Below are 10434 nucleotides of genomic sequence, written 5' to 3'. Positions count from 1 at the left end.
TAAATATTGGGAAGATATGCTTTGTGATTGTTGGAGATGGTCTCAAGAAATCATTAAAGAAATTCTTGGTGCTTATTACAAGCGGAAGCATCTCAAAATCATCACCAATTGAGGGAAAGAAGAGAGTAAGCCATGACTGGATTTGCATTTTTAGACTTTCTTAATAGAACCAGTTTGAATCAAACAACTACTGACCAGCTTTTATCTAAAATAACCTCATTCAACGGGGAGTATTCGCTCGGCACACTGTTTTGATATTGACAAACTCCAGGAGTCCTGCCCGTCCCAGTTCGCGGCCATAACCAGATGCCTTGATCCCCCCAAAGGGTAAACGCGGATCAGACTTGACCATGGCGTTAATAAAGACAGCCCCCGCTTCCAGATCCCGCCCTAGGATCTCTGCTTCATCGCTCTCCTGTGTCCAAGCACTGGCGCCTAAACCAAAGGGTGTGGCATTGGCCAGTTCAATGGCCGCAGTCAGGGACGATACCCGAAAGAGCATTGCCACAGGCCCAAATAGCTCTTGGGTAAATACGGGGTTATCGGGAGTGACCTCTGTCAAAATTGTCGGCGCAAAGAAATATCCCTGCTGGGTCGGTAGATCCAGAGAGCGGCGGTAAAATGCCTTGGCACCATGACTCAGGGCAAGTTCAACTTGAGCGTGGAGTTCATCGCGGATGGCGGCGGTGGCTAGGGGGCCGAGTTGGGTGGTGGGTTCCAAGGGATCGCCAATCACCCATGCCTCGAAGGCGGCTTTCATGCCCTCGGCAAAGGTGTCATAGACAGCCTCATGGACAATAAAGCGTTTGGCGGCAATGCAGGATTGGCCATTGTTAATCATGCGCGCTTGGACAGCGGTGGCGATCGCTTGGGAGATATTCGCGCTGGGCATAACAATAAAAGGATCACTCCCCCCCAGTTCTAGAACCGTTTTCTTGAGGTGCTGACCCGCTGCTTGGGCTAGACTTTTGCCCGCTGCTTCGCTGCCCGTGAGGGTAGCCGCCTTAATCCGTGGATCCGCCACCAGATCAGCAACCGCACTGCCAGGGATCAGCAGGGTTTGAAACACCCCCTCAGGAAAGCCCGCTTCAGTCAATAGATGAGCGATCGCCAGTGCGCACTGTGGCACATTAGAAGCGTGCTTGAGGAGAGCCACATTCCCCGCCATTAAAGCCGGTGCCGCAAAACGAAATACCTGCCAAAAGGGAAAATTCCATGGCATCACCGCCAAAATAACGCCAAGGGGCTGGTAATGAATTGCGCTGTAGCTTGCTTCGGTGGGAATCACTTCAGGCTGCAGGAAAGTTGCCCCCTGCTCGGCATAGTAACGGCAAACCCAGGCACATTTGTCAATTTCAGCCCGCGCCTCTGTAATCGGTTTGCCCATCTCAAGGGTCATAAGGCGAGCAAGCGCCTCCCGCTGCTGTTGCAGGAGATTTGCTGTGTTTGCTAGCCACTGGGCACGCTGTTCAAAGGAGGTCAGGCGATAGGTCTCAAAGGTCGTCGCCGCTTGGGCAATGGCTCTCTCTACTTCCTCAGCCCCGAAGGCAGAAAAGGTTTTTAAGACCTCAGCGGTTGTGGGATTAACGGACACGATTGCCATAATTAAATTTCCCTATCTGGCTAGCGCCAGCGATCGCTAGCGCCTAGGACATGGGTTCAGTATGCTAATTCTAGCGTTTGTGATAGTTCCCATCTTCATTGATCAATCTTGATCAATGGGGCGATCGCAAACCATTGTTGTCTATTCTCATCGCAGTTTTGGGGCCCGCTTTTATGGCAACCATCGTTGATATTGCAGTGAATACTCCCGGCTTTTCCACACTAGTCACTGCTGTAAAAGTGGCCAATCTGGTGGAAGCCCTACAGTCGCCGGGACCTTTTACAGTGTTTGCCCCCAATGATGACGCCTTTGCCAAGTTGCCCGATGGCACCATTACCTCCCTTGTGCAAAATCCTGCCCAGTTAGGGCGGATTCTCAAGTACCATGTGGTTGCTGGTGCCTACAAAGCAGCAGACCTGAAAAAGATGGGCATCGTCACTTCCCTCGAGGGTTCCACCATTCCTATTCATGGTGAGAATCCCCTTGAGGTGAAAAACGCCACGGTTCTTGCTGCCGACATAGAAGCGGAGAACGGTATTATCCATGTCATTGACACCGTCATCCTGATGGGATTGGATCCAGCCCACTCCTTTCAGGACACCAACATTCCCTACAAAGTCTGAGGTGTTAGCAGATTTCCCGCACCAACAGCCCTTGGCGGATTTTCTCCTCCACAAACTGGCGGTAAAGCTCTAGCTCTTCATAGGTAACTTTGCCGTCGGCACGAATTTGTTGCTTGATCTGCCCCATTTCGTCAGCAGTCAGTACCCCGTCAGCGATCGCTCGCTCTAGTAGTTTCTTTAGTTTGGCTAGTTCCGCCTTATCCGCCTTTGAGAGAGGGATTCCATTTGGCTGATACCGTTCCATCGGACTCTCGTCTCCACAACCTCTCTATCCTATTGTCACCCTGAAATGTTGGTGTCGAGGGGCTAACAACTTAAATCTTGATAAACTTTAGTCATGGTTCACAGAGAATCTCCTATTCATTCTCAACCGGTTGGAAGTAAACAATGCAAGTATCAGAAATGAAGTACGGCGAACGCGCCATTCAAGAAGGTCAACTGATGACATTTCCCAACCCCCGTCCCGGTCGGCAATACACTATTGAGATTACCCTGCCGGAGTTTACCTGTAAGTGTCCATTTTCAGGCTATCCTGACTTTGCGACCCTCTATGTCAGCTATATTCCCCATGAAAAGGTGGTGGAACTGAAGGCCATTAAGCTGTACATCAACAGTTATCGCGATCGCTACATTTCCCACGAAGAAGCCGTAAATCAAGTCCTCGATGATCTCGTGGCCGCCTGTGACCCCCTCTACATGAAAATCAAAGGCGACTTTGCCCCCCGTGGAAATGTACATACCGTCATTACGGTCGAACACCATCGCCAGGCGGTCAGTTCGTGCTAAGATGATACATTGCAAGACTGCGGACGTAATTCAGTGGTAGAATGTCAGCTTCCCAAGCTGAACGTCGTGGGTTCGAGTCCCATCGTCCGCTCTCAAAACATCACTATGGGGAAGAGGAGTTTTGTCAGTAACCCAAGGGTAGCCGCCAAAAGCGCAGCGAAGAGCCCCTATACTCTTCCATCCGTTCTAATCTGCCGCTGAGAAATATCCTCTAATGGGGCTGCTACCGTCTAATCCCCTGGCCCTGCTTGCCCCCACCGATATATTGCTCCAGCTTGCCTCTACCGAATCAATTTTGTCCTCCAGTCTTTGAAACGGCATGTTACTGGTGGCAAATATCCAGCTTTTTGTCTATAGCCTGCAGGCTGGCCTGCCTCCCTTCAGGGGCATTCAACACTTAGCCCAACTCAGAACAGATGACAGGTTCACTCACCGCCAGCCTCCTTTATTAATCCACTCATACGCTTTACCCCTTGTGACTGCTAGGATGGGAGTTGTGCTTAAATTTTTAATTTTTCAATAAGGATTTCTGACGCCAATGGATGTGATTCCCGCCATTGATTTACTTGACGGCAAATGTGTGCGTCTAGTGCAGGGGAACTATGACAAGGTCAATGTCTTTCATGACGATCCTCTAAAAGTCGCCCTTTATTGGCAACGCTTGGGCGCCCCCCGCTTGCATTTGGTTGACCTAGATGCTGCCAAAACAGGAGAGCCGCGCAACTACGACCTGATTGGCAAAATTGTCGCATCCCTGGAAATTCCAGTACAGGTTGGTGGCGGCTTGCGATCGCGCCAAGCAGTTGCTGATCTCCTTCTCCAAGGCGTCAATCGTGCTATTTTGGGGACCGTGGCTCTTGAGAATCCAGAGCTAGTTGCCAGTTTGGCTGCAGAATACCCCGGACGGATTTGGGTAGGGCTAGATGCTCGCAATGGCTATGTGGCAACGCGGGGTTGGTTGGAAACTTCAAAAATTTTGGCAACCGATCTTGCCCAAAACATGGCAGCAATGGGGGTGGCGGGGTTTGTTTACACCGATATTCAGAGGGATGGCACCCTCCAAGGACCGAATATTCCAGCACTGCAGCAGTTGTTGGCAGTAACTAATCGCCCCGTGATTGCCTCTGGCGGTGTGAGTTCCCTCAGGGATATTCTCAGTCTTTTTGCTCTGACACCCCATGGTTTAGTGGGAGCGATCGTTGGCAAGGCGCTCTATACCAAAGCGGTGGATTTACGAGAAGCCGTTCGTGCGGTTGGTCAAGGTCGCTGGCAAGACATTCCACCAGATCTAGGAAGCAGCACTTGGGCATAACTGGTCTAAGATAGATTCGTTGTTAGGCCTCAACAAATGAAATGCTAAAGCATCCTGCGTTCCGCTCCCTTAGTAAAATTTGGCAACTACTGGATGGGCGCGATCGCTGGCAATTGTTCGGTATTGGCTTGCTGATGCTGCTTTCGAGTCTTTGGGAAGCGGTGGGGGTAGGGTTAGTGCTGCCCTTTATAGCGGTTGTGGAAAAACCTGAGCGATTGAATAGCCTTCTCTTTTGGCGTCAAACTCCCCTCACAAATACAGAACAAGCTCAGTGGCTCCTGATACTGAGTGCAGTTTTTGGCCTTCTGTATCTATGCAAGAATTTGTTTCTTGCCTTGAGCAGTTATCTGCAGTTGCGGTTCTTGAACAGTAAAAACCGCAAGTTTGCAACCTTACTACTGCAGAGCTATATCCATAAGCCCTACACCTTTCATCTGCAAAATAATACCGCCACATTGATCCAGAATGTAAACAGTGAAATAAATAGTGTTTTCAACTTTTACCTACTACCCTTATTAAATGTTTTTGCGGAATCCTTGGTTGTTTTCGCTATATTTTCAGTTATTATTTTGGTCAATCCCTTCATCTCAATTCTGGTTATCGCTTTAATTTCAATACTTTCTTTCATTTTCTTTCAAGTGTTTCGGCGCCAACTTCAGACTGTGGGTCAGCGCCGTGTTGGTTATGCCCAAAAAGTGATCCAAAGCATTAATGAAGCTTTGGGTGGGATCAAGGAACTCAAGTTACTTGGTCGAGAGGCTCACTTCCTCAAGACCTATGCTAAAAACATGACTGAGGAGCGCCAGGCTAACCTATTCATTCTATTTGCTCAGCAGGTGCCCCGTCTCTACTTCGAAAGCGTGGCGGTGCTCACTATTGTTCTGATTATTATCCTAACGCTACTGCAGCGAGGTAGTGTGGCCCAGGTGTTACCCTTGATCTCCCTGTTTGCCGCTGCTGCATTTCGCCTGTTGCCTTCGGCGACGCGCTTGATAGGTAACCTCAATTCCATAACCTACTATTCTGCTAGTGTGGACCTGGTTTATGACGATGTTTTGGAAGCGCGAACACTTCAGCGCTCTGGGCCTCTGGGCTGCCCAAGAAAGCCTATTTTTCAAGATTGCTTAGAACTCATTGATGTGCACTATACCTACCCGAATGCCGCTCAACCTGCGATTCAAGGGGTGTCCCTCAGGATTCAGCGGGGGGAAATGGTAGGGTTTGTGGGGGCATCGGGCGCAGGAAAGACGACTATTGTTGACTTGATTTTGGGGTTGCTCACCCCTTCCCAGGGCGATATTCGCGTCGATGGCATCAGCATTTATGGCAACCTTGGCCAATGGCAAGGGCAAATTGGCTATATTCCCCAAGCAATTTATCTATCGGATGATACCCTGCGTCACAACATTGCCTTTGGCCTGCCGGATGAAGCGATTGATGAGGAGGCGTTATGGGCAGCGGTCAAGGCCGCGCAGCTCGCTGCCTTTGTTGATTCACTGCCGCAGGGTCTGGATACAGTGGTCGGGGAACGGGGAATTCGTCTTTCTGGCGGACAGCGGCAACGGATTGGCATTGCCCGGGCCCTCTATCACAACCCTTCCGTCTTGGTGATGGATGAAGCCACGGCTGCCCTTGATAACCAAACGGAAGCCGGGCTCATGGATGCAATTCAAGCTCTCAGTAACGAAAAGACCATCATTATGATTGCCCACCGCCTGAGTACTGTTATGGGGTGCGATCGCCTGTACCTAATGGCCAATGGCCAAGTGGTCGCTGTAGGGAGCTACCAAGAACTTCTGCAAACGAGTCCAGACTTTCGAGCCATTGCTCAAGGGTATGCAGGAGTACCCTAGTGGCTTGCTTGTACTTCTTTGAGGGTGCGTGCCATTAAAACACGATGGGTACCCCGCTCCGCTTCTCCAGGTGCTGGCTGTCGTTGCTGGTAGGTGCCATCGGGTTGCAGTTCCCACGCTTGGCGATTGTCTGCCAACATAATTTCAAGTAGTTCTTTGAGTTCCAGTTGAATGGTTGGATCTTCAATGGGGGTAATGGCTTCAACGCGGCGGTCTAGGTTGCGCGATCGCCAGTCGGCACTGCCAATGTAATACTCTGGCTGCCCATTGTTGCCAAAGTAGAAAATCCGGGAGTGCTCTAAAAAGCGGCCAATGATACTAATCACCCGAATGCGATCGCTCACGCCCGGTACTCCGGGGCGCAGACAGCACATACCGCGAATAATCAAATCAATTTCCACCCCTGCTTGGGAGGCCTCATAGAGGGTGCGAATCACCTGCGTATCTGTAATTGCATTCATCTTGGCAATGATCCGCCCCGGCTGACCATTGCGTGCGTGTTCAATTTCGCGGTAAATCAACTGCAGGGTGCGATCGCGCATCGTGACCGGGGCAACAAGAAGCTTGCGATAATCCCGCTGGCGGGCATAGCCCGTGAGCACATTAAAGAGTTCCGAGAGATCTGCTCCCAATTCCGCGCGGCAGGAAAATAGCCCCAAGTCCTCATACAGACCAGCAGTTTTGGGATTGTAATTGCCAGTGCCAATGTGGACATAGCGGCGAATTTGTCCCGCCTCTTGGCGCACAACCAGAACTGTTTTGGTGTGAGTCTTCAGACCCGGTACACCATAGACCACATGGACACCCACTTTCTCCAGCTTCCGTGCCCAGAGGATATTATTTTCCTCATCAAAGCGCGCCTTCAGTTCCACCAAAACCGCCACCTGTTTGCCATTCTCTGCCGCTTTAATCAGGGCACTGACAATCGGCGAGTCACCGGAGGTGCGATAGAGGGTCATCTTAATGGCCAGCACTTGGGGATCATGGGCCGCCAAAGTGATAAAGCGCTGTACCGTTGCCGCAAAGGAATGGTAGGGGTGATGAACGATAATATCCCCTTCGCGAATGAGACTAAAGAGTTCGTTGGCAACAGCTTCCCAATAGTCGGTGCCAAGAGTGGTAATTTCACTGCTTGTGTCAAACATGGATTCCCGTTCCTCTACCCGCTGCCAACTGGGGGGAACTTGGGGTTGCCACTCGGGATCCTTTAACTGGGGCAAGGGCAATCCCATAAAGGCAAACAAATCATTCAAGCACAACAGACCATCGAGTTCATAGACATCGATCTCCTCGAGATCCATCTCTTCCATTAGGGTTTGCCTCAGAAGCGGTGGAATGCCCCGCTGCACCTCCAGACGCACCACAGAGCCAAAGCGCCGTTTACGAATTTCCTGTTCAATGGCAATCAGTAAATCATCGGCCTTGTCCGTTTCTAGTTCGAGGTCGGCACTGCGGGTAATGCGAAAGGCAAAGTAGGCCTGAATCTCCATCCCCGGAAAGAGAGCACTGAGGTTGTGGGCAATAATTTCTTCGAGGGGAACGCCCAGCCAATGAATACCTTGGGGCGAGTGCAAGTGCTGGGGAAGGGCAACAAAGCGTGGAAACTGATTGGGTACCTTCACCCGTGCCAGTCGTTCTTGGCCAGATTCTGGATCACGAATTAGGACAGCAAGGTTAAGGCTGAGGCTAGAAATATAGGGGAAAGGGTGCGCTGGATCAACGGCTAAGGGGGTGAGCACGGGGAACACTTGGGCTTGGAAGTAGTCGTTAAGGTAGGCCTGCTGCTCGGGCGTCAACTCATTAAAGCGAGTCAGGAAAATAGATTCCTTGGCCAAGAGGGCACGCAGTTCTTGGTCGAAATAGCGGTGTTGCTCCGTAACAATCGGTAAGAGATATTGCCGCACTGCCTGCAATTGCTCCGCTGGAGGCATGCCATCGGCTCCGCCTTGGAGAATGCCACTTTCCACTTGCTGCTTCAAACCGGCCACGCGCACCATGAAAAATTCATCCAAGTTGGCACTGAAAATGGCCATAAATTTGAGCCGCTCTAGTAGCGGTGTGCGAGGGTCATAGGCTTCGTGGAGTACCCGCTTATTAAATTCCAGCCAGCTTAAAGAGCGATTGAAGTAGTATTGCGGATCCTGCAGATCAATGGCTTCGGGTGCTTTACGGCGAGGGGACTTCGCAGAGGGCATAGCCGTTTGTTCTTGTTCATTGGTCACACTAGCTTCCACTGTACTCGATTCCCCTTTTGCAGCGTTGCCACCGATTCCAGAGCGTACAATAAGAAGGTTAAGGTTTGCTAATCGGGAGACTTTCTACCAATATGGCCGACGTGGGGGCAACGGGAGCCGAAATTCGGGCAACACGGATTGAGAAAGCAAAAACATTGCAAGCAAAGGGAATGAGCCCCTATGCCTATCGCTGGGAGCGCACCCATACTGCAGCAGTGCTGCAAGAAAAATATGCCCACTTGGCTGCTGGTGAAGCGGTGGGCGATCGCGTGAGGGTGGCTGGTCGCATTATGGCGCGGCGCGTCTTTGGCAAGCTGGCCTTTTTTACGCTTCAGGATGACAGCGGCACGATTCAGCTTTACCTCGATAAGCAAACCATTAGCCAAGGCATGGGGGAAGGCGCCTTTGCTGATTTAAAACACCTGACCGATGTCGGCGATATCCTTGGCGCTGTCGGTACCCTCAAGCGCACCGAGAAGGGCGAACTCTCGGTTGTGGTGGAATCCTACACCATGCTGACAAAATCATTGTTGCCCCTACCGGACAAATGGCACGGTCTCACGGATGTGGAAAAGCGCTATCGTCAGCGCTATGTAGATCTCATCGTCAACCCCCAAGTTCGTGACACATTCCGCAAGCGAGCACTCATCACTGCCACCATTCGTCGCTACCTCAATGAGCAGGGCTTTATTGAAATTGAAACACCTGTTCTCCAGGCGGAAGCTGGGGGTGCCGAGGCACGTCCTTTTATTACCTACCACAACACCTTGGAGATGCAGCTTTATTTGCGGATTGCCACCGAACTCCACCTGAAGCGCCTGATTGTTGGTGGGTTTGAGAAGGTGTATGAACTGGGGCGCATCTTTCGCAATGAGGGTATCTCAACCAAGCACAACCCTGAATTTACATCCATTGAGGTCTATCAGGCCTACGCCGACTATAACGATATGATGACGCTGACGGAGGCGATGATTACCACAGCGGCGATGGAGGTGTTGGGCACACTCAAAATCACCTATCAAGGGGAAACAATTGATCTGACGCCGCCATGGCGACGGGTGACAATGCACGATGCGGTGTTGGCAGCCACTGAGATTGACTTTCGCCAATTAAAAGATCTGACAGCGGCTAAAACAGCTGCTCAAAAGGTAGGTGTAAAAGACTTAGACACCTGTGACACGATTGGCCGAGTGCTCAATGAAGTTTTTGAGCAAATCGTTGAACCTACATTGATTCAGCCCACCTTTGTTCTCGACTACCCTGTGGAGATTTCTCCCTTGGCCAAGCCCCACCGCAGTCAGCCGGGACTGGTGGAGCGATTTGAATTATTTATCGTTGGCCGCGAGCATGCCAATAGTTTTTCGGAGTTAACAGATCCCTTGGATCAACGGCAACGCTTGGAGGAACAAGCACGGCGCAAGGCGGCTGGGGATTTGGAAGCCCATAGTGTTGATGAAGATTTTCTCACCGCCTTAGAACATGGAATGCCGCCCACAGGAGGTTTAGGAATTGGCATTGACCGCTTGGTAATGCTGCTCACGGATTCGCCAAGTATTCGGGATGTGATTGCTTTCCCGCTGTTACGTCCTGAATCGGTGGGTAGTCAGGTTTGATGGGTTTGCTAAAATCTTAAGCGTATTTACTGACTGTCTTACCCTGAGTGTCCACTGAATGGAGGCATAGCCAACAATGTCAGTGCAAACTATTGAAAAGCCCGCAACCGTTCGCAAGTTGGCTCCCCGTTATCGGGTGCTCCTTCACAATGACAACGTCAACTCTATGGAGTATGTGGTGGAGGTATTGCTGAAGACGGTGCCAAGCCTCACCCAACCCCAGGCCGTGGATATTATGATGGAGGCACACCTGACGGGGGTTGCCCTAGTGATTACCTGTGCCCTTGAGCACGCTGAATTTTACTGTGAAGGCCTGAAAATGGCAGGGCTAACGAGTACCATTGAACCGACTGAGTAAACCACTGTTTTCCCAGTTTTGGCGGCAAATGATCCGCCGCCCCTTTTGGATT

The 10434-nt window shown here is 51.0% G+C and carries 9 protein-coding genes and 1 tRNA gene; 7 read left to right on the top strand and 3 right to left on the bottom strand.

Going from position 1 to position 10434, the window contains the following annotated elements:
- Positions 1-220: 220 nt before the first annotated feature.
- On the bottom strand, positions 221-1603 hold the full coding sequence (locus tag H8Q75_RS10850) for an NAD-dependent succinate-semialdehyde dehydrogenase (protein ID WP_297041644.1): 1383 nt from the start codon (positions 1601-1603) through the stop codon (positions 221-223).
- A 173-nt stretch (positions 1604-1776) separates the two neighbouring features.
- Between H8Q75_RS10850 and H8Q75_RS10845 the strand changes: the two genes are divergently transcribed.
- The gene (locus tag H8Q75_RS10845) at positions 1777-2226 is read left to right on the top strand and encodes a fasciclin domain-containing protein (protein WP_024123989.1); all 450 of its coding nucleotides are present in this window, start codon (positions 1777-1779) and stop codon (positions 2224-2226) included.
- A 4-nt stretch (positions 2227-2230) separates the two neighbouring features.
- Here H8Q75_RS10845 and H8Q75_RS10840 read toward each other — a convergent pair whose 3' ends face one another.
- Positions 2231-2470, bottom strand: coding sequence for a hypothetical protein (locus tag H8Q75_RS10840; protein WP_024123990.1), 240 nt, complete (start codon positions 2468-2470; stop codon positions 2231-2233).
- Positions 2471-2613: 143 nt separating this feature from the next.
- Here H8Q75_RS10840 and queF point away from each other — a divergent pair, with 143 nt between their 5' ends.
- The 4 genes from queF (at position 2614) to H8Q75_RS10820 (ending at position 6177) form a co-directional block, all read left to right on the top strand.
- A complete protein-coding gene (gene queF, locus H8Q75_RS10835; protein ID WP_024123991.1) occupies positions 2614-3012 on the top strand; it encodes a preQ(1) synthase in 399 nt (132 codons plus the stop codon).
- A 19-nt stretch (positions 3013-3031) separates the two neighbouring features.
- Positions 3032-3103: transfer RNA gene (locus tag H8Q75_RS10830), tRNA-Gly, on the top strand.
- Between the two features lie 447 nt (positions 3104-3550).
- Positions 3551-4324 carry a 1-(5-phosphoribosyl)-5-[(5-phosphoribosylamino)methylideneamino]imidazole-4-carboxamide isomerase gene (hisA, locus tag H8Q75_RS10825; RefSeq protein ID WP_024123992.1) on the top strand — a complete coding sequence of 258 codons (774 nt, stop codon included), beginning with the start codon at positions 3551-3553 and terminating at the stop codon, positions 4322-4324.
- Between the two features lie 41 nt (positions 4325-4365).
- Positions 4366-6177, top strand: a complete 1812-nt coding sequence (locus H8Q75_RS10820) for an ABC transporter ATP-binding protein (RefSeq protein ID WP_297041641.1) — start codon at positions 4366-4368, stop codon at positions 6175-6177.
- Here H8Q75_RS10820 and ppk1 read toward each other — a convergent pair.
- On the bottom strand, positions 6174-8372 hold the full coding sequence (ppk1, locus tag H8Q75_RS10815; RefSeq protein ID WP_041429370.1) for a polyphosphate kinase 1: 2199 nt from the start codon (positions 8370-8372) through the stop codon (positions 6174-6176). The two genes, H8Q75_RS10820 and ppk1, sit on opposite strands and share 4 nt — an antisense overlap.
- 131 nt (positions 8373-8503) lie before the next feature.
- Between ppk1 and lysS the strand changes: the two genes are divergently transcribed.
- Together lysS and clpS are read left to right on the top strand one after the other, a co-directional pair.
- Positions 8504-10024, top strand: coding sequence for a lysine--tRNA ligase (gene lysS, locus H8Q75_RS10810; RefSeq protein ID WP_297041638.1), 1521 nt, complete (start codon positions 8504-8506; stop codon positions 10022-10024).
- Positions 10025-10100: 76 nt separating this feature from the next.
- Positions 10101-10382, top strand: a complete 282-nt coding sequence (gene clpS, locus H8Q75_RS10805; RefSeq protein WP_024123996.1) for an ATP-dependent Clp protease adapter ClpS — start codon at positions 10101-10103, stop codon at positions 10380-10382.
- Positions 10383-10434 lie beyond the last annotated feature (52 nt).

The organism is Thermosynechococcus sp. OHK43 (assembly GCF_014466085.1).
Lineage (GTDB): Bacteria > Cyanobacteriota > Cyanobacteriia > Thermosynechococcales > Thermosynechococcaceae > Thermosynechococcus.
Note: the sequence above shows the minus strand (reverse complement) of the source record. Positions and strands in the feature narration are given on the sequence as shown.

What these genes read in the sequence shown, in the direction of transcription:
- H8Q75_RS10850 (WP_297041644.1), bottom strand. Translation starts at nt 1,603, where the DNA reads ATGGCAATCGTGTCCGTTAATCCCACAACCGCTGAGGTCTTAAAAACC.
- H8Q75_RS10845 (WP_024123989.1), top strand. Translation starts at nt 1,777, where the DNA reads ATGGCAACCATCGTTGATATTGCAGTGAATACTCCCGGCTTTTCCACA.
- H8Q75_RS10840 (WP_024123990.1), bottom strand. Translation starts at nt 2,470, where the DNA reads ATGGAACGGTATCAGCCAAATGGAATCCCTCTCTCAAAGGCGGATAAG.
- queF (WP_024123991.1), top strand. Translation starts at nt 2,614, where the DNA reads ATGCAAGTATCAGAAATGAAGTACGGCGAACGCGCCATTCAAGAAGGT.
- hisA (WP_024123992.1), top strand. Translation starts at nt 3,551, where the DNA reads ATGGATGTGATTCCCGCCATTGATTTACTTGACGGCAAATGTGTGCGT.
- H8Q75_RS10820 (WP_297041641.1), top strand. Translation starts at nt 4,366, where the DNA reads ATGCTAAAGCATCCTGCGTTCCGCTCCCTTAGTAAAATTTGGCAACTA.
- ppk1 (WP_041429370.1), bottom strand. Translation starts at nt 8,372, where the DNA reads ATGCCCTCTGCGAAGTCCCCTCGCCGTAAAGCACCCGAAGCCATTGAT.
- lysS (WP_297041638.1), top strand. Translation starts at nt 8,504, where the DNA reads ATGGCCGACGTGGGGGCAACGGGAGCCGAAATTCGGGCAACACGGATT.
- clpS (WP_024123996.1), top strand. Translation starts at nt 10,101, where the DNA reads ATGTCAGTGCAAACTATTGAAAAGCCCGCAACCGTTCGCAAGTTGGCT.